This is a genomic window from Anaerostipes faecis (genome assembly GCF_910574135.1).
Lineage (GTDB): Bacteria > Bacillota > Clostridia > Lachnospirales > Lachnospiraceae > Anaerostipes > Anaerostipes hominis.
The window spans coordinates 17,427-37,061 of the sequence record NZ_CAJSYK010000022.1 but is presented as its reverse complement, the minus strand read 5'-3'; the positions used below and the strand labels follow the sequence as shown (position 1 = coordinate 37,061).

Annotated in this window: 21 protein-coding genes; all 21 read left to right on the top strand. The window is 44.1% G+C overall.

Annotation, left to right across the window (positions count from 1 at the left end; genetic code table 11):
- Position 1: 1 nt before the first annotated feature.
- Positions 2–1,417, top strand: coding sequence for an FtsW/RodA/SpoVE family cell cycle protein (locus tag QGT46_RS13260; RefSeq protein WP_024727101.1), 1,416 nt, complete (start codon positions 2–4; stop codon positions 1,415–1,417).
- Positions 1,311–2,795: a peptidoglycan D,D-transpeptidase FtsI family protein gene (locus tag QGT46_RS13255; protein ID WP_024727102.1), complete on the top strand. Its 1,485-nt coding sequence runs from the start codon at positions 1,311–1,313 to the stop codon at positions 2,793–2,795. Before QGT46_RS13260 ends, QGT46_RS13255 begins: the two co-directional genes overlap by 107 nt.
- 105 nt (positions 2,796–2,900) lie before the next feature.
- Positions 2,901–3,353: an NUDIX hydrolase gene (locus QGT46_RS13250; RefSeq protein ID WP_006565785.1), complete on the top strand. Its 453-nt coding sequence runs from the start codon at positions 2,901–2,903 to the stop codon at positions 3,351–3,353.
- A 216-nt stretch (positions 3,354–3,569) separates the two neighbouring features.
- Positions 3,570–4,088 (top strand): matrixin family metalloprotease, encoded by a 519-nt coding sequence (locus tag QGT46_RS13245; RefSeq protein ID WP_148460338.1) that lies wholly within the window; start codon positions 3,570–3,572, stop codon positions 4,086–4,088.
- Positions 4,089–4,102: 14 nt separating this feature from the next.
- On the top strand, positions 4,103–4,735 hold the full coding sequence (locus QGT46_RS13240; protein ID WP_148460339.1) for a hypothetical protein: 633 nt from the start codon (positions 4,103–4,105) through the stop codon (positions 4,733–4,735).
- Between the two features lie 132 nt (positions 4,736–4,867).
- On the top strand, positions 4,868–6,052 hold the full coding sequence (locus tag QGT46_RS13235) for a D-alanyl-D-alanine carboxypeptidase family protein (RefSeq protein WP_148460340.1): 1,185 nt from the start codon (positions 4,868–4,870) through the stop codon (positions 6,050–6,052).
- A gap of 234 nt (positions 6,053–6,286) precedes the next feature.
- A complete protein-coding gene (locus QGT46_RS13230) occupies positions 6,287–7,102 on the top strand; it encodes an SDR family oxidoreductase (protein ID WP_024727104.1) in 816 nt (271 codons plus the stop codon).
- A gap of 36 nt (positions 7,103–7,138) precedes the next feature.
- Complete coding sequence (locus QGT46_RS13225) at positions 7,139–9,061, top strand: BglG family transcription antiterminator (protein WP_024727105.1); 1,923 nt, start codon at positions 7,139–7,141, stop codon at positions 9,059–9,061.
- Between the two features lie 17 nt (positions 9,062–9,078).
- Positions 9,079–9,534 (top strand): transcriptional regulator GutM, encoded by a 456-nt coding sequence (locus QGT46_RS13220; protein ID WP_024727106.1) that lies wholly within the window; start codon positions 9,079–9,081, stop codon positions 9,532–9,534.
- A gap of 15 nt (positions 9,535–9,549) precedes the next feature.
- Positions 9,550–10,104, top strand: coding sequence for a PTS glucitol/sorbitol transporter subunit IIC (srlA, locus tag QGT46_RS13215; RefSeq protein WP_009290547.1), 555 nt, complete (start codon positions 9,550–9,552; stop codon positions 10,102–10,104).
- Positions 10,105–10,126: 22 nt separating this feature from the next.
- On the top strand, positions 10,127–11,140 hold the full coding sequence (gene srlE / locus QGT46_RS13210; protein ID WP_006565779.1) for a PTS glucitol/sorbitol transporter subunit IIB: 1,014 nt from the start codon (positions 10,127–10,129) through the stop codon (positions 11,138–11,140).
- 29 nt (positions 11,141–11,169) lie between these two features.
- Positions 11,170–11,523 (top strand): PTS glucitol/sorbitol transporter subunit IIA, encoded by a 354-nt coding sequence (locus tag QGT46_RS13205; protein WP_024727107.1) that lies wholly within the window; start codon positions 11,170–11,172, stop codon positions 11,521–11,523.
- A 179-nt stretch (positions 11,524–11,702) separates the two neighbouring features.
- Positions 11,703–12,572 (top strand): metallophosphoesterase, encoded by an 870-nt coding sequence (locus QGT46_RS13200; protein ID WP_024727108.1) that lies wholly within the window; start codon positions 11,703–11,705, stop codon positions 12,570–12,572.
- Positions 12,573–12,582: 10 nt separating this feature from the next.
- Positions 12,583–13,353 (top strand): segregation and condensation protein A, encoded by a 771-nt coding sequence (locus QGT46_RS13195; RefSeq protein ID WP_148459977.1) that lies wholly within the window; start codon positions 12,583–12,585, stop codon positions 13,351–13,353.
- A complete protein-coding gene (gene scpB / locus QGT46_RS13190) occupies positions 13,328–13,903 on the top strand; it encodes an SMC-Scp complex subunit ScpB (protein ID WP_024727110.1) in 576 nt (191 codons plus the stop codon). The genes QGT46_RS13195 and scpB overlap by 26 nt, the downstream gene beginning before the upstream one ends.
- A 13-nt stretch (positions 13,904–13,916) precedes the next feature.
- Positions 13,917–15,656 carry a biosynthetic-type acetolactate synthase large subunit gene (gene ilvB, locus QGT46_RS13185; RefSeq protein WP_148459978.1) on the top strand — a complete coding sequence of 580 codons (1,740 nt, stop codon included), beginning with the start codon at positions 13,917–13,919 and terminating at the stop codon, positions 15,654–15,656.
- 11 nt (positions 15,657–15,667) lie between these two features.
- Positions 15,668–16,165, top strand: a complete 498-nt coding sequence (gene ilvN / locus QGT46_RS13180) for an acetolactate synthase small subunit (protein ID WP_006565772.1) — start codon at positions 15,668–15,670, stop codon at positions 16,163–16,165.
- A gap of 310 nt (positions 16,166–16,475) precedes the next feature.
- Positions 16,476–16,922: an Hsp20/alpha crystallin family protein gene (locus QGT46_RS13175; protein WP_024727112.1), complete on the top strand. Its 447-nt coding sequence runs from the start codon at positions 16,476–16,478 to the stop codon at positions 16,920–16,922.
- 70 nt (positions 16,923–16,992) lie between these two features.
- The gene (locus QGT46_RS13170) at positions 16,993–17,253 is read left to right on the top strand and encodes a DUF2000 domain-containing protein (RefSeq protein ID WP_081723803.1); all 261 of its coding nucleotides are present in this window, start codon (positions 16,993–16,995) and stop codon (positions 17,251–17,253) included.
- A gap of 364 nt (positions 17,254–17,617) precedes the next feature.
- Positions 17,618–18,799 carry an acetyl-CoA C-acetyltransferase gene (locus QGT46_RS13165; protein ID WP_024727114.1) on the top strand — a complete coding sequence of 394 codons (1,182 nt, stop codon included), beginning with the start codon at positions 17,618–17,620 and terminating at the stop codon, positions 18,797–18,799.
- Positions 18,800–18,824: 25 nt separating this feature from the next.
- The gene (locus tag QGT46_RS13160; RefSeq protein ID WP_024727115.1) at positions 18,825–19,601 is read left to right on the top strand and encodes an enoyl-CoA hydratase-related protein; all 777 of its coding nucleotides are present in this window, start codon (positions 18,825–18,827) and stop codon (positions 19,599–19,601) included.
- Positions 19,602–19,635: the final 34 nt, after the last annotated feature.

Here is a 19,635-nt window from a genome sequence, read left to right as displayed (position 1 = left end):
TATGATTCAAATCATTGCAGTGGCTGCAAAATACCTGATACTGATCATGTGTCTGGTCTATACATTTTCTTGTTTTACTATGTTCCGGCCGAAAAATAAAAAACGGCAGGAGGCACTGCTTGACAATCAGGTCATTTATATGTTTATATTTTTGTTTCTGTGCAATCTGGTCTTGTTTTTAAAGACACTGGAATTGAAAGTTCTAATATTTTTTGCGGCACAGATCGTGTTTTTTGAAATCGTCATGATCTTATATCCGAAAATTTATAAGAGGTCATCCAGGCTTCTGATCAACAATATGTGTTTCCTTTTGGGAACAGGATTTGTGATCCTCACAAGGCTTTCTTTTGAACTGGCAATGAAGCAATTTGCCATCGTAGCCATCGGGGTGCTCGTCACAGGACTGATCCCCCTGATGATGCATAAACTGTCATTCTGGAATAAGCTGGGATGGGTCTATGCCATCGGCGGCTTTGCGCTGCTTTCCTCCGTATTTGTTTTCGGAGTTATGAAAAACGGTGCTTATAACTGGGTTCAGTTCGGAAGTCTGGCATTCCAGCCGTCCGAATTTGTCAAGATCATCTTCGTGTTTTTTGCTGCGGCCATGCTGAGCAAAGCAAAAGAATTCAGAGATCTTGTCAAGATCACGGTTATCGCAGGCCTCTATGTTCTGGTGCTTGTGGTGGAAAAGGATTTGGGAGGAGCGCTCCTCTATTTTATGATCTATCTGATGATGCTGTATGTTGCGACTGCCAAGCCGAGCTATCTGCTGGGCGGATTAGGGGCAGGAGCATTTGCGGCAGTGATCGCGTATCATTTGTTCTCCCATGTACAGGTCCGGGTAGCTGTCTGGCAGGACCCGTTTTCCATGATCGAGGGGAGAGGTGCACAGGTATGCCAGTCTCTATTTGCCATCGGCACCGGCGGCTGGTTCGGGATGGGCCTTACCCAGGGAAGACCGTTTGATATCCCGGTCCGGGAATCAGATTTTATTTTTTCCGTGATCAGCGAGGAATTCGGTGTGATCTTCGGGATCTGTCTGATCTTCGTACTGATCAGCTGTTTTATCTTGTTTATGGACATTTCCACCAGAAGCCGTACACTGTTCAACAAGCTGCTTTGTCTGGGCTTTGGTGTTTGTTTTATTTTTCAGGTATTTTTAAGTATCGGCGGGGTGACCAAGTTCATACCGTCCACAGGTGTTACCATCCCTCTCGTAAGCTACGGAGGAACATCGGTGCTGAGTACTTTGATTATTTTAAGTGTCATTCAGGGACTGCACATGTTAGCAAATAGTGAGGAAGAAGAAAATGAGCTTATTCAAACGCAGAAAGAAAGCGGAAACGGAGATACCAAAGAAATCTCCTTCTCTAAAAACAGGACGAAGCGCGGGAAGAAAGAAAAAGCACGCAAATAGACAGATCCTTCAGATTACATATATCTTTGTCGGATTGTTCCTTGTGCTGATCGGTTATATCATACACTTTGTCGTCAGAGACAGCCGGAATGTGATCACCGATTCCCACAATTTAAGGCTTCAGGAATTAGAGAAATATGTGGTGAGAGGAAAAATCATCAGTGCGAACGGAAAAGTCTTGGCCCAGACCGTCAGCGACGGAGACAGCGAGACAAGGGATTATCCGTATGGACGGATGTTCGCCCATGTGGTGGGATATAATGCCAAAGGAAAGTCCGGCCTGGAATCCAAATGTAATTTTGATCTGCTGAAATCCAATGCAAATCTTTTATCCCAGATTGAGAGTAATCTGAAAGGAGAAAAGAGCATCGGGGATAATGTTTATACTACGCTGGATACAAGGGTACAGAAGGCAGCGTATGATGCGCTGAGCGGTGAAAAAGGAGCGGTGGTGGCCATGGACCCTGAAACCGGAAAAGTGATCGCCATGGTTTCAAAACCGGATTTCCGTCCGGCTCTGGTAAAGGAAAACTGGAAAGAACTGAATACGGATGAAGATGCACTTTTGATCAACAGGGCGACACAGGGACTGTATCCTCCGGGGTCTACCTTTAAGGTGATCACTGCCCTGGAGTTTATGAGGGAACACAAAGATTATAAAAACTTTACCTACCACTGCACCGGATATACGACCATCAATAATGTAAAAATCCGCTGTTATGGGGGAACTGCCCATGGAACTGTAGATCTGGAAGGAGCAGTGGAAAAATCGTGCAATACTGCTTTTGTCCATATGGCTTCCCAGCTGAATAAAGGTAAATTTGCTTCCCTCGCAGAGGATATGATGTTTAACTCCAGAATTCCGATTAATCTGGCGGCGGTATCCAGCCGGTTTACATTTGACGGCAGTTCCAAAGACAGCCAGGTTCCCCAGATCGCAATAGGACAGGGAAGCACACTGATTACGCCGCTTCAGAATGCGGCAGTCATGAGCACCATCGTCAATGACGGAGTCATGATGGAACCATACCTTGTGGACAAGGTGAAAAATGTAAACGGAGGGGTGATCAAAGAGACGAAGACGAAAGAGATCGCCAGCCCGCTCAGCGCCGCGGAGTGTAAAAAACTCAGGAAAATGCTCAGGAAAGTTGTGACAAACGGAACAGGTACATCAGCCTACTCTTCAAGATATAAAGTCTATGGAAAAACCGGTTCTGCGGAGTATAACGATGATAAGGATTCCCACGCATGGTTTATCGGCTGTGCGGAGCATAACGGCAGAAAGATCGTCGTAAGCGTGATCGTGGAAGGCGGCGGATCCGGAGGCCGCGTGGCAGCTCCGATTGCAAAAAATGTCTTTGACGCTTATTTCAGGTAAGTAAAGGGAAAGCAAAATCCAATGTTGAAATGCATATCCATTAACGTTATAATAATTTCTAGAGAGACCCAAAATAGCGTTGAGGCAGGATGATTGGAGGCCGCGATGACAGAGGCAACAAGCTGTGGAGGTGTCGTAATTTACAGAGGGAAGATATTGCTGTTGTACAAAAGTTACAAGAACAGATATGACGGCTGGGTACTTCCGAAAGGTACAGTTGAAAAAGGGGAAACGCATGAACAAACCGCTTTGCGTGAAGTAAAAGAAGAGACAGATGCCAATGCCCGTATTATCAAATATGTCGGAAAGAGCGAGTATTCCTTTTACTCTTTCCATGAGCAGATCGTAAAAAGCGTTCACTGGTATTTGATGGAGGCAGAAGGGTATCATTCAAAGCCGCAGAAAGAAGAGTTTTTCGTTGACTCTGGGTACTACAAATTTCACGAAGCCTACCACTTGTTAAAGTTCCCGAATGAAAAAGAGATTTTAAAGGAAGCATACGAAGAATACAAGAAATTAAAATCTAAAAATCAATGGGGAATACGGCAAAGAAGATGAAAAGGAACTGTAGATGGGAATCCATCTATGGTTCTTTTTGTTATGAGGAATATTTATACATAACTATAACAGGAGTTAATATATGGTGAATAATGTGAATATATTATTAATATTACAATAAGATTTAAATAAAAGCATTGATTTAATTTTGTATAACTGTTATTATAATCAAACCAAATATAACTATATTATGGGTTTTATGAAAGGAGAAGTCATATGAGAAAAATTGTAGTGTTTAATATGATATTTGTATTTCTACTCAGTATTTTTTGTTTTGGGCAACAGGTGAAAGCCTATAAACTAATTTCAGGCTGGAAGTTTTCAAATCCAAAAAAGATAGAATATAATATAGACAAGTCGGCAAGCAAATACTCCTCTGTCATGTCCAGCGGTATTTCGACTTGGCAATATACCAGTAAGATAAAGATTAAAAAATCTGTCTCTAACATCCCGGCTGGACAAAGGGTGTTGATTTCCTACTTAAACAAAGATACAACTGCCTATGCATCGGCGACTAAAAGTGGCAGTACAAGAACGATAGGATTTTTTAAAGGATTTAGTAAGCTGTCAGAGACAAAAAAGAAGGAAACGGTTGTCCATGAGTTTGGCCATCAACTGGGACTGGCCCATACTCAAACTACAAATGATAAAAAGGCGGTTATGCGAGCATTAGGATTTAATAATAAAGCGTACCCTTTGGGTGACGATAAAAAAGGAATCAGCAAAATTTATTGAGGAGGGCATATACAATGAAAAAGAAAATAATGATAGTAATGTTAGGAATTATAATTTTATCTGTATGTAGTTGTACTAAAAAAGAGGAAAACTCATCAACAGAAGAAACAGAGAAACAAGATGTTTACCAGATTTCAGAGAAGGACCCTAGATTAATTTGTAGCGAAGCGAAAACAGATGGATATCAAACACTTGGACAACTTGAAGAAGCAAGTCCAATCATACTTTTGGTACAGAAGAAAAAAGAAATTAAATCGGAATTTGGAAATATGGAAAATGCTAAAATCCCTGTGGGGACATTATCTTCTGTAAAAGTGCTCAATGTAATTAAAAATGAATCTAAGGAAACCATAGAACAAAATGAACTAATTTCTGTATTGGAGAGCGAGGTTTATGACCATGATGACAACACCCTGTATCGTATCAACGATTATTCTATGATGCAAGAAGGAGGACAGTATTTTTTGTATGTTAGAAAATCAACAACGGATAATGAATATTTAATTCTTGGAATAACCCTTGGAAAAGTAGAAGCCGATACAAAAAATGCAAAACCAGGAAGGTTAAAGTCCAGTAAGTTATCCGATGACGTTCAAAAGATTCATAAGGCTGCTTACGAGAAAAACAAGAAATATTTAAAAAAGTAAGACCACATTTCTGCAAAGATCCAAAACTGTATTCCCGCAGAGGACATTATTTCTATGTCTTCTGCGGTTTTTTTGTAATAAATCGGCTTGTTCCTTATTAAACTGTAACATAAGAGGTGAAAGGTTTATTTTATGAAAAAAGCAGCAATTTTTATTCTTTCTTTACTGTTATGCATTTCATCCGGAACAGTGGTGCGTGCCACAGAACCGGAAACATTGCTTACAGTGGCTCAGGACGGAGAAGGACTTGACCTGACTGCAAAATCTGCAGTTGTGATGGAGGCGGGGAGCGGTACCATACTGTATCAAAAAGACAAAGACATGAAACTGCCTCCGGCCAGTGTGACAAAAGTCATGTCTCTTCTTCTGATCTTTGAAGAACTGGACAAAGGAAATCTTAAGTATTCAGATAAAGTGACAGTCAGCGAGCACGCGGCTTCCATGGGAGGGTCCCAGGTGTTCTTAGAGCCTGGAGAAAGCCAGACAGTGGACACGATGCTTAAATGTATCGTGATCTCCAGCGCCAACGATGCGGTTGTATCCATGGCGGAACATATCGCAGGAAGCGAGGGCGCTTTTGTAAAGCGGATGAATGAAAAGGCGAAGCAGCTTGGCATGAAAAATACCACATTTAAAAACAGCTGTGGTCTGGATATCAAAGGACATGAGACTTCAGCCTATGATATTGCCTTGATGTCAAGAGAACTGACGACAAAACACCCGGATATCTTTAAATATACGAAAATATGGATGGACAAATTTACCCATGAGACGAAAAAGGGAACTAAGGAATTCGGTCTCAGCAATACAAATAAACTGTTAAAGCAGTATAATGGATGTACCGGCCTGAAGACAGGAAGTACCAGTACCGCAAAATTCTGTCTGAGTGCCACGGCTACGAGAAACGGAGTCAATCTGATCGCCGTTGTCATGGCAAGTGACGATTCCAAAACAAGGGTGAAGGATGCAAGTGCTTTGCTGGACTATGGATTTTCTCACTGTCAGGTGATGGAGGACCACACGAGGGCGAAGGACATCGGAAAGATCACCGTGACAAAGGGCAAGAAAGAGACGGTCTCTTACAGCAGGGATATTCCTGCCAAAATCGTTTTGGTGAAGGGCAGCAAAAGTGATGTAAAGAAACAGATCCGCATCGGACAGGTAAAAGCTCCGGTGAAAAAGGGCCAGGTGCTCGGCTATATCATTTATAAAAGAGGAGATGAAATTCTCTTGAAAAAACCGGTGAAAGCCATAGAAAGTGTGGAGAAAATGAATTTTCTTACCAGCCTGACCCGGTTGGCGGAGCGATACTTTTGAGTGAAAGTGAACAAAAAAAGTAGATTATGATTTTTTCATAAGTTATAATAAAATACTTTGGGTATAAATATTTTATAAACAAATCTGAATAATATATAAAGTATAATTTTCGCTTATTTTATAAATAAGACACTTCTTTTCATCGGCATGGAAAAAGACAGAATTAAATTTCTTCCTCTTTGACTTTATAATGAGACCATCAAGTAAACAAGTCACATGTTAGGAGGATTATTTATGAGCGAATCATGGTTGGGCCTTGAAGGCAAAACAGTCATCGTGACCGGCGGAGCATCCGGAATCGGGAAAGCAGTTGCCCAGGAATTTTTAAACGTGGGATGCAATGTGGTTGTTTCTGACATGGCGCCGGAAGCGCCGGAGTTTGACACTGCAGCCGGCAGGTTCCATTACGTGAAGACAGACGTGACCAGTGCAAAAGATGTGGATGCCATGGTAAAAGAAGTGGTGGATACATTCGGAACCGTGGATGTACTGGTAAACAACGCGGGGATCAATATCCCGAGACTCCTGGTAGACCCGAAAGAGCCGAAAGGACAGTATGAACTGGACGAAGCAGTATGGGATAAAGTATGCAGCGTCAACTTAAAGGGAGTGTTCTTCTGTGCACAGGCGGTCGGAAGACTTCTTGTGGAAAAGGGAGAGGGAGTCATCATCAACATGTCTTCAGAGAGCGGACTGGAAGGGTCCGAGGGACAGAGCGTGTACGCGGCGACAAAGAACGCAGTGAATTCCCTGACCAGAAGCTGGGCAAAAGAGTTGGGTAAACAGGGAGTGCGCGTAGTAGGCGTGGCACCAGGCATCATGGAAGCGACGGGATTAAGGACACTGGCGTATGAATCAGCGCTGGCGTACACAAGAGGGATCACAGTGGATGACTTAAGAGCGGGCTACAGCAAGACGTCAACAACACCGCTCGGAAGATCCGGAAAGCTTTCCGAAGTGGCAGACATGTGTGTATATCTGGCAAGCAAAAGATCTTCTTATGTACACGGTGTGACCATCAATGTAGCCGGCGGAAAGACAAGAGGTTAATCTGCATACGGAGAAAAGGTGGTATTAGGTAAGCTTATGAAACTTTTTAATGATGAAAACAGAATGGCTGCTCTGTTAAGGAACGTGGAGGTACAGGATTCCTCCGACGTAGACCGCATTGCGGCAAAGCTCAGCGTTTCCACAAAGACTGTGCGGAACGATGTAAAAGAGCTGAACTGCCTGATGGGCGGATATGCAGTCATCAGCAATAAAAAAGGACAGTATAAGCTTATTGTATTCGATCAGAAGGGTTATGAGGAGATCCGAGACAAGATATACGAACAGGAAGAATATTTTAATTCCCCTCAGACAAGGATGGCGTATATTTTCTGGCAGCTGATGGATGCCAAAAAGCCATATCTGATCGATGACCTGTCGGAGGAGATGAAGGTAGGGAGAACGACTACCGTCGGAGATTTAAACCGTATCCGGGAACAGATAAAAAAGTATGATCTGACAGTGGAAGGAAAGGCAAACACAGGGCTCTCCCTTTGCGGGGAAGAGATTAAGATTCGCCTGTTTCTCCTGGAAAATGTCTATGAGCAGATTTATCTGAACTATCCGCTGGGCAGCCAGTTAAGGCAGCTTTTGTACGATATGCAGACAGAATATTCTCTGGATGCTTTGGGATTCGGACAATTTTTCAGGGCTTTTGTAGTCATGGTCGACCGCCTTGGGAACGGACATACGATTGAGTCTCTGGACCACAGGTATCTGGAGCTTTATGACAGCAAAGTATACGAGATTGCGGACGAATTTGCGGACAAAGTGGAAGAGGCTGTTCCATTCAAAATACCGAAGCCGGAAAGGATTTTCCTCTGCCTGCCGATCGCAGGGATGAGGACTCCGGTAAACACCGAGGGGATAGAGAATTATATCCAGATTTCAGAGGAGGCGGCGGATCTGATCATTGAGATTTTAGACCGTATCCAGGATGAAATCGGTGTCACAGTGATCGTAAATGAACTGTTTGACGATTTTGTCTATCATGTATTTTTCATGATCAACCGGCTGAAATATGGATTTCATATCCGGAATGCCCTGGTGGAAGAAGTAAAAGATGAATACTCCGTTGCCTACACGATGGCCGGCATTGCCAAAGATGTCATCGAGACGAGGACCGGAGTCGAGGTGACGAAGGACGAGCTGGGATTTCTGGCGATGTATTTCGGCGTGTTTCTTTTAGAACAGGCGCCGGAACAAAAGCAGTACAGAATTGCCATTGTATGCGGGTCAGGAAAGATTATCGGAAGACTGATCGCCAGCCAGCTGAAAAATATTTTTGAGGTGGAACCGGTCATCGATTACTATTTCAATGGAGATTTTGAAGCGGAAAAAGAAGATTCCTACGACTTGATTATTACGACAACAAATTTAAAGACAAAAGGGCCGACACCGATCATCGACATTGATGAGGTGTTCGACAAGAATCTGCTGAAAAGCAAAGTGGAAAGTGTAAAAAACATGGCGGAGATGGGAATACCGATCCGCCGGGGAATTGATTCAGTGTTTCTAAACATGCTGGACGAGGAACGGTTCTTTGTGCTTAGGCCGGATCTTGGCTACGAAGAGAATGTGGACATGATGACCGAAGAGCTGTTTAAACAGGGACTTGTGGACGACGGCTTTGAGGAGAGACTCCGCATTCGGGAACAGGAATCGACAATGATATTTGAAAAAAATATTGCTTTTCCTCATACGACGAATAAACTGCAAAAGCTGACCCTTGCCTTCGGTGTATTTCCGGAAAAAGAGAAGGCAAAAGGGGAGGACGAGGTTCAGCTGGTGTTTTTGCTGGCCATCCCGGAAGAAATGAAAAATGATTCCGTGCTGATCCAGCTCTATGACAATATGCTGGCGATCGCCCATGATCCGGACGTGGTGAAGAAGCTTCGGCAGATGAAGACTTACAGGGAATTACTTCTATATTTTGTGGAAGAGAACAATATTTTTAAATAAAGTTAAGGAGGATGCGTATGTCATACTATTTATTGATTGCAGGTGCGCTGCTGACGGCATTTATACTGCAGTTTCTGTTTTCAATGGTTCAGATGAAGGGCTTTAACGTCCACTACGGAAGATTGAGAAAGATCGGAAGAGTGGCGATTGGAAAAAGCAAAGGCGGTTTTCATGCCGGAGCTATGGTGATGTTTGCAATTGATAAGCGTGGCATGATCAAAGAAGGATGTTTCATGCGGGGATTTACAATCTTTGCACGATTTAAAAAGTTTGATGATTTCAACGGAAAGAATGTGGGACTGATTACGAAAGAAGACTGCAAAGGCATGGAATATTCTTTGAGAAGATCCGTTTTGAATGCAGCCTCCAACTACAACACGATCATGGACGGAGGCGAAGTAGTGGAGACGCCGGGACTCTTGACGAGAATTGCGGACATGCTTCTCGGCAAATCCAGAAAAGCCTGTAAATAGGAAGGAGAAATATATATGAACGTTATTGTAAAATTTGCGTCAGGATTTATGGGATTATTTGACACTGGGGCCCAGACTTTTATCGGCTGGGTATCAGGAATTGTACCGAAGGTATTACTGTTACTTATTTTAATGAATACCATCATCGCACTGGTCGGACAGGACAGGATCAACAAATTTGCGAAAGTGTGCTCTAAAAATGTTATTTTGGCTTACGGGGTGCTGCCATTTATCGCAGCCTTCATGTTAGGTAACCCTATGGCGCTTTCCATGGGTAAATTCCTGCCGGAACGCCAGAAACCAAGCTACTATGCTTCAGCAGCTTATCACTGCCATACAAACAGCGGTATTTTCCCTCATATCAATCCGGGTGAAATCTTCATCTACATGGGAATTGCGGCTGGAATCCAGAAACTCGGTTTAAACGAAACAGACCTTGCACTGAGGTACCTGTTAGTCGGTCTTGTCATGAACTTCTTTGCCGGATGGGTAACAGACTTTACGACAAAGATCGTTATGAAACAGCAGGGAATCGAACTGAGCAACGAGATTAAGTTAGAGGATCAATAAAGAGAGAAAAGGAGGATTCATCATGGCAGAATACAGAGCAATTAAAATTGAAAAAGGAAGCGGCGGATTCGGCGGACCTTTAACCGTAAAACCAGAAGAAGGAAAAGACGTTTTATTATTCATCACCGGAGGAGGAGCAGAACCTGATATCGTTCAGAAGATCGTAGACCTTACCGGATGCCGTGCAGTAAACGGATTTAAGACAACCGTGCCGGAAAAGGAAATTTTCCTTGTAATCATCGACTGCGGAGGAACTCTTCGCTGCGGTATTTACCCTCAGAAAAGAATTCCTACCATCAATGTAAACCCGGTTGGAAAATCCGGACCGATGGCGAAGTACATCACAGAAGACATCTATGTTTCCGGTGTCGGCATGAACCAGATCAGCGCAGCAGACGGGTCTGCGGCTCCGATCAGATCAGAGGCGCCTAAGACAGAAGAGAGAGAATTCAAATACAGTGCAGACAAGAAAGTTTCAGAGCAGATGGGCGGAAACGGCGGAAAAAAATCCAGCTTCATCCAGAAGATCGGTATGGGTGCAGGTAAAGTCGTAGCGACATTCAACGCGGCTGCGAAAGAATCCGTAAACACCGTATTACATACGATTCTCCCGTTCATGGGGTTCGTGTCACTGCTGATCGGTATTATCCAGGGCTCCGGTTTCGGTAACTGGTTTGCACAGATGTTAAAGCCACTTTGCGGAAATATCGTGGGACTTGTGATCCTTGGACTGATCTGTTCTATCCCGTTCCTGTCCTGTCTGTTAGGACCTGGAGCCGTTATTGCTCAGATCATCGGTACTCTGATCGGTGTGGAAATCGGAAAAGGAAACATTGCACCTGGACTTGCACTGCCGGCACTGTTTGCCATCAACACACAGTGTGCCTGTGACTTCATCCCGGTAGGCCTGGGACTTGCGGAAGCAGATCCGGAAACAGTTGAAGTCGGTGTGCCTTCTGTGCTATACTCAAGGTTCATAATAGGTGTGCCGCGTGTGCTCGTAGCATTCGTAGCAAGTATTGGATTATACAAATAATTCAGCTTTAGCAGGAAAGGAAGAAGAACATGATTTATCAGACAACGATCAAAGGAATGGGAGATCAGGTAGAAGCATTTGTTGGAGAGGGAATCTTCGTAACATTTGGGGACAACGCTCCGGATACTTTAAAAGATTTCTGCTATTCCGTAGAGGTGACTCCGGTTCAGGGAGAGATCAAACCGGGCAATAAGCTCGTGATCGACGGACAGGAATACAAGATTACCATGGTTGGAGATGTTGCCAGAGAAAACCTGAACAACTTGGGACACGTGACATACTCATTCAACGGAAGCGGAGAATGCCTTCCGGGAAGCATCTGTGTAGAGAAAACAGATGTGCCGACATTAAAAGTTGGAAGCACAATTTCTATTACAGAATAAATATTATTTTTCATAACAATGGACAATGGGGGACGGAAGCCCGGGTGAGGCATCCGTCCCTCTTGTTTTTTTTCAAATTATTTAGTAAAATAGGGAAAGGTATACCCGGACTGTCAAGAAAGGTACGGGAATGGCCTTTATGGATATGGGACTTCCAAATAACGGGAAAGTGAGAGAGTATGTTGTTTATAATTTTAACTGCGGCCGTAATATTGGGGACGGCTGTATGTTTTGCGAGTATGAATGAAAATCAAAACCTGTCGTTGGAAGAATATACGGTTGTTTCTGCAAAACTGCCGGAGGAATTTGACGGCTATAAAATCGTGTTCCTGACGGATCTGCACTGCAACGAATTTGACTACCAGAATAAGGCATTGATTGACATGATTGACGGATGCAGCCCGGATGCCGTTTTTGTGGGCGGGGATATGCTCGTGAGCAGGGTGGACTCGTCTTATGAAGTCGCGCTGGATCTGATGAGAGAACTCTCCCGGAGATACCGTATCTATTATGCGGACGGGAACCATGAACTGAGGCTCAAAAGAAATGAAGAAGTTTACGGAGTGGCCTATAAAGAATATGTCCACCAGCTCAAAGAATGCGGAGTCGTTCATCTGTCCAATGAAAGTATCATGGTAGACAGCGGAATTTCTGCCATCTGCCTGACAGCTTTTGATATGGAAGAAAAACAGTACCGCAAGTTCCATCCTGCACCGCCTTCGTCGGAGGAAATGACCGATACGCTCGGAGATGCAGATCCGGAATTTTTTCAGGTGCTCCTGGCCCACAATCCAAACTACTTCAGACAGTATTCCAAGTGGGGGTGTGATCTGGTCTTGTCAGGACATTTTCACGGAGGCATGGTCAGGCTTCCGAAGGTAGGAGGCGTGATATCTCCTCAGTTTCAGCTGTTTCCAAAGTATGATGCGGGAGAATACCAGATCGGCACATCGATCATGATATTAAGCCGCGGACTGGGCAACCATTCCATTAAGATCAGGCTGTTTAACAAGCCTGAGGTATCGTGTATTACATTAAAGAAAAAGTAGGACATTGAGTATGGCAGCGATTGATATAAAATTAAATGTTTATGAGGGGCCTTTGGATCTTTTGCTCCATTTGATTGAGAAAAACAAAGTGGATATCTATGATATCCCCATTTCTGAGATCACAGAGCAATACCTCGCCTATATCCGTGAGATGGAGGAGGAAGACCTGGATGTGATGAGTGATTTTCTTGTGATGGCGGCGACACTGCTCAGGATCAAAGCCAAAATGCTTCTTCCGGCCAAAGAAGATGATGAGGAGGAAGGAGATCCAAGGGAGGAATTGGTTTTAAGACTTCTGGAGTACAAAATATATAAGTACGCGTCCAGAGAACTGAAAGCGAGGGAGTACGAGGCGGAGAAGACATTCTTTAAAGAACGGGCCGTTCCGGAAGAGGTGCTCAGATACCGCCGTCCGGTTGACGTCCGGGAGATCAGCAGGGATGTCACTATGGAAGACCTGAACAGGATTTTTCAATTTGTCATGCGCAAGAGGGAAGATAAGATCGATCCCATCAGGAGTAAGTTTGGAGAGATCAAACAGGAGGAAGTCCGGCTGGAAGATAAGATGGAAGAAGTGGAATATCTGATATCTTCCAGGAGACGCTTGTCGTTCAGACAGCTGCTGGAAGGACAGATGACCAAAGAACAGGTTGTGGTCACGTTTCTTTCAATTCTGGAACTGATGAAGGTTGGAAAGATACGGGCTGTCCAGGAAAAGATCGGACAGGAAATAATGATTGAGGTGTTAGAGAGGCATGAGACAGAAGCAGGCAATGATTGAGGCAATTTTATTCTCCATGGGAGAGAGCGTCTCGAAGAAACAGCTGATGACGGCTCTGGATATCCCGGAGGATTTATTTTTTTACTTAATTGATCAGTTAAAAAGAAAATACAACAGAAAAGACAGCGGGATCAGGCTCCTTGAGCTGGACGGTTCTTACCAGCTGTGTACCAGGCCGGAATACTATGATCAATTAATTAAAATTGTAAACCAGCCGAAAAAACCGAAGCTTACCGATGTCATGATGGAAACATTATCTATCATCGCATATAAGCAGCCGGTGACAAAACAAGAGATAGAAGCCATCCGAGGGGTCAAATGCGACCATCCGGTAAATAAGTTATTAGAGTATAACTTAATCCGGGAGGCCGGGCGTTTAGACGCTGTCGGACGACCGATATTATTCAGAACGACGGAAGAATTCTTGCGCTGTTTTGGAGTGGAATCCATAAAAGAGCTTCCTGAAATCGATCAGGATAAGGTAGAGGACTTTAAACAAGAAGCTCAGGAGGAAGTAAAATATGCATTAGAGGAACTGGAACAAAATTAAGGGAGGACAGCATATGGGAAAAATTACAGGAAACCAGCTTTTGGTAAAGGCATTAAAAGAAGAAGGCGTAGATACCGTCTTTGGGTATCCGGGGGCCTGCGTCATTGATATTTTTGACGAGTTATACAAAGATGACACGATCGACGTGATCCTTCCGAGACATGAACAGGGACTGATCCATGCGGCAGACGGGTATGCCAGGGCTACCGGAAAAGTGGGCGTCTGTCTTGCTACCAGCGGCCCCGGTGCGACTAATCTGGTGACGGGAATCGCCACGGCGAATTATGACAGTGTACCGCTTGTGTGCTTCACCGGACAGGTGGCGCTTCCGCTGATCGGAAATGACACGTTCCAGGAAGTAGATATCGTGGGAGTGACAAGGAATGTCGCCAAATTTGTGATCGTTGTCAGGAACAGGGCAGATCTGGGCCGTATCATCAAAGAAGCTTTTTATATCGCAAGGACCGGAAAACCGGGGCCGGTGCTGATCGATCTTCCAAAGGATGTGATGGGCACCTTCGGCAGCGAGGAGTATCCGGACAGCGTCAATATCAGAGGATATAAACCGAATACGAAAGTACACCACGGACAGGTGATGAGAGCCATGAAAGCTCTTCATAAGTCCAAGAAGCCGCTGTTTCTTATCGGTGGAGGAACAAAGATTGCCGGAGCCCACAAAGAGATGACAAAGCTTGCGGAAATACTGAAGGTACCTGTGGTGTCCACGATTATGGGTCGCGGAGTACTGCCTACAGACCATCCGCTCTATTTTGGCAACATCGGCATGCACGGAAATTTTGCTGCAAATGAAGCCATTGCCAACTGTGATGTCCTGTTTTCCATCGGAACGAGATTCAATGACCGGATCACAGGAAAACTTGGTACGTTTGCGTCCAAGGCAAAGATCATACATATTGATATCGACACGGCGGCCATTTCTAAAAATGTAACCGTGGATATCCCAATCGTTGCAGATGCAAAGGAAGCCATTTTAGATATTCTGGAACTGGCACAGAAAGAACCGGCTCTTAATGTGGAGCGCTGGATCTCTATGATGGAGAGCTGGCAGAAATCCCATCCGATCAAGATGGAGGGTGCCAAAGGAAATCTGACTCCTCAGATGATCATAGAGGCCATCAATAAAGATTTCAAAGAACCGATCGTTGTCACAGATGTAGGGCAGAATCAGATGTGGGCGACACAGTATGTGGAGCTCCACGGAAATCGCCAGCTGCTCACCTCGGGAGGTCTGGGCACTATGGGCTACGGATTCCCGGCGGCTTTGGGTGCATGTATCGGAAATCCCGGAAGGGAAGTGGTATGCATCAGCGGAGACGGCGGAGCCCAGATGAACATCCAGGAGATGGCGACGGCAGTAGTGCAGGAGCTTCCTGTGGTATTCTGTATTTTTAACAACGGATATCTGGGCATGGTGAGACAATGGCAGGATCTCTTCTATAATAGAAGGTTCGCAAGTACATGTCTGAAATATAGAAAGAGCTGCAAAGGTAACTGTACGCCGGAGAACCATCCGTGCCCTCCGTATACACCGGATTTTGTGAAACTTGCGGAAAGCTACGGAGCTCAGGGTATCCGTGTGACCAAGCCGGAAGAGATTGATGCAGCATTTGAGAAGGCAAAAGAAAAGACCGACGGACCGACATTGATAGAATTCATTATTGACAGTGAGCAGCTGGTATTCCCGATGATGAAGACAGGCGGTTCCATCAACGAAATGATTATGGATCGATAGGAGGTTTTTCTATGGAAAAAAGATGGTTATCCTTATATGTTGAAAACCGTGTGGGAGTGCTGGCGAGGATTGCGGGTCTGTTCTCAGGAAAATCCTACAATCTGCAGAGTCTCACGGTGGGAACGACAGAAGATGAGACGGTGTCCAGAATGACGATAAGCGTAGAAAGCGATGACGCCACCTTTGAGCAGATTAAAAAACAGCTGAACCGCAGCGTGGAAGTTATCAAAGTCATGGATTACACAAACATGTCTATCCGCATGAAAGAGATCATGTTTATCAAGGTGAAAGGCTGTACCCAGAAGGACAGAAATGAAGTGTTTCAGATGGCGCAGGTATTCAAATTTCGTGTGAAGGATATGGGGAAAGACAGTATTTTGATCGAATCTGTACGGACAGAAGCGAAGAACAACTCTATATTAAAAGTTTTTAAGAAAAGGTTTTCCAGTATTGAGGTGGTGCGGGGCGGAAGTGTCGCGATCGACTCCATCAGTATGCAGGACAGATAATTGAGTTTTTTATTACTATTTCCGTCACGCTTTGAAATGTGTTCCTACAATAGTGATAAAAAACTGCCTCTGGATGTTTCCTTCCGTTGGTGGGAAACTTCTTCGACAAATACTATATGTGATTTAAAGGCTCAGGAGCAAACAGGCTCCCGAGCCTTTTTCTGAATGATTGTTTTGTGAAAAAACTGTGAACTTTTATTGGAGGAGTTGACATATTGAAAGATAATTGTTATATTACACATAGAACAAATAAACAACATATAACAGTGCGGGTATTCCCGTACAGGAGATAGAATAGGAGGAATGACTTATGTTGATGCCAAGTATTTTTGGAGAAAATGTTTTTGACGGATGGATGGACCGGGCGTTTAAAAATGCATTTCCTGCTGACCGTTTTGGCTTTGGAGATTTTGAACGCGGCATGAAGACAGATATCAAAGATACAGAAGACGGATATGAATTAAGTATGGAACTTCCTGGTTTCAGCAAGGAGGATATTTCCGCCCAGCTGAAAGACGGTTATCTGACCATCAGTGCGGCAAAGAACGAAGCAAAAGATGAGAAAGACAAAGAGGGCAACTATATCCGGAAAGAGCGTTACTCCGGACAGTGCAGCAGAAGCTTCTATGTCGGAAAAGAACTGAAACAGGAGGATATCAAGGCGAAGTTTGACAACGGCGAACTGGTGCTGAGATTTCCAAAGGCCGAGGAAAGAAAAGAAGTTCCGGCAGAGGAATACATTTCAATAGAGGGATAACGATAAAAGATTTGACCGGGGTGTTAAAAAGGTACCCCGGTCAAATCTTTTATTCCTCAGGCATCCGGGAATCATAACTTTTCCTGTGCCTGTCCTGAAAGGCAGCCGTGAAATTTTAAAAGAATTGAGGTATAAAGTAAATCTGCCCGAGTTTAAAGAACTTATCGCGGCAGACTTCTCTGATCTGGCTCAGGGCTGTATGATTTACAGTGAGTTTATTGAAAAAATGTTACAGACGGCAGAGGAACAGCTCGATTATCTCGGGATTGCCCTGTGCGGACCCAAAAAGATGGTGAATAAATTAACCGGTAGCCTGCCTCTTTTAAGATAAAAAATGAAGGAAAAAGAGACAGGCACAGATGCTTATGATAAGCCTTCATCATGAAAACAGTGTATATTGTTAATTTTGTGACGATTTTATGTTGATTTTAAGGGATACAATGTCTAAAAATATATGAAATTTTTCTAAATAAAAAAACGAACATATGGATGTATTTAAAAAAGTACAATCTATACTGTATACAAAAGACTAAAACAAATGGCTTAAATACGCAGTTTTTAAGATGATATGAAGCCTGGATTAAAGCCTGAAAAAAATTAGTAATTGAAATGAAAAAGTGATTGTGATACTATTAACATATCGGCGGGAAACTGCCAAACACTATATAACACAGAATTATTATGGAGGAATTGATATGTCAAGAAAAGTAGTTATTGCAAGTGCTTGTCGAACAGCAGTAGGTAAGATGGGCGGAGCATTGAGCACAACTCCGGCTGCTGACTTAGGATCAATCGTTATCAAAGAAGCGCTGAACAGAGCGAATGTTAAGCCAGAGCAGGTAGATGAAGTATACATGGGATGTGTTATCCAGGCTGGTTTAGGACAGAATGTTGCTCGTCAGGCATCCATCAAGGCAGGTCTTCCGATCGAAGTTCCGGCAACAACGATCAACGTTGTGTGCGGTTCCGGACTGAAGGCGGTAAACATGGCTGCAGACATGATCAGAAGCGGTGACGCTGACGTTGTCGTAGCAGGCGGATGTGAGAACATGTCAATGGCTCCATATGTATTAGATCAGGCACGTTTCGGATACCGTATGAACAACGGCGTATTAAAAGATGCTATGGTTAATGATGCATTATGGTGTGCATTTAATGACTACCACATGGGTATGACAGCAGAGAACATCTGTGACCAGTGGGGACTTACCCGTGAAGAATTAGATGAGTTTGCAGCAGCGAGCCAGCAGAAGGCAGTTGCAGCTCAGGAAGCCGGAAAATTCGACGAAGAGATCGTACCGGTAGAAGTAAAAAAGAAAAAAGAAACCATTATCGTAAACAAAGATGAAGGTCCTCGTCCGGGAACAACAGCAGAAGGAATCTCAGGATTAAGACCAGCGTTCAAACAGGGCGGAATGGTGACAGCTGCTAACTCTTCAGGAATCAATGACGGTGCAGCAGCAGTTGTAGTTATGAGTGAAGAAAAAGCAAAAGAATTAGGCGTTACCCCGATGGCTACATGGGTTGCCGGAGCACTCGGCGGTGTAGATCCTAAGATCATGGGTATCGGACCAGTTGCTTCTACAAGAAAAGTTATGGAAAGAACAGGAATGAGCATTGATGACTTCGACCTGATCGAAGCAAATGAAGCATTTGCAGCTCAGTCTGTAGCAGTAGGAAAAGACTTAGGATTCGACTTAAGCAAATTAAATGTAAACGGCGGAGCGATTGCCATCGGACATCCGGTTGGAGCTTCAGGATGCCGTATCTTGGTTACTCTGCTTCATGCAATGAAAGACAGGGGAGCTAAGAAAGGTCTTGCAACACTTTGCATCGGCGGCGGTATGGGATGCTCTACCATCGTTGAAATGGACTAATTTAATTTGAAAGGAGATTGAATCCATGGAATTCATCACATATGAAACAGAAGGTTTTGTAGGTATCCTCACCATCAACCGTCCAAAAGCATTAAATGCATTAAACAGCCAGGTGCTCGGCGAGATTGAGGAAGCACTGGATGCTGTTGATCTGGAAAATACAAGAGCCTTGATCCTTACCGGAGCAGGAGATAAATCCTTTGTGGCCGGAGCTGACATCGCTGAGATGAGTACATTGACAAAAGCAGAAGGAGAAGCCTTCGGTAAGAAGGGAAATGACGTGTTCCGCAAGTTAGAGACATTCCCTATTCCGACCATCGCCGCAGTGAACGGATTTGCACTGGGAGGAGGATGTGAAATCTCCATGAGCTGTGATATCCGCCTTTGTGCTGAAAACGCAGTATTCGGCCAGCCGGAAGTAGGTCTTGGAATTACTCCTGGATTTGGAGGAACTCAGAGGCTTGCCCGTCTTGTAGGCGCTGGAAAAGCAAAAGAAATGATTTATACTGCTTTCAATATCAAAGCAGATGAGGCATACAGGATCGGACTTGTAAATGCTGTATATCCGCAGGCAGATCTCTTGGATGCAGCAAAGAAGATGGCTGCGAAGATCGCTAAGAATGCTCCTATTGCAGTCCGCGCTTCAAAGAAAGCCATCAATGAAGGACTGGATGTGGACATGGATCAGGCCATTGTCGTGGAAGAAAAAGCATTCGGAAGCTGCTTCGAGAGTGAAGACCAGAGAGCAGGCATGGAAGCATTCTTAAACAAGACGAAAGTCGACGGATTCAAAAATAAATAATCAGTGTCAGGCAACAATTAGAGTTTAAATACAG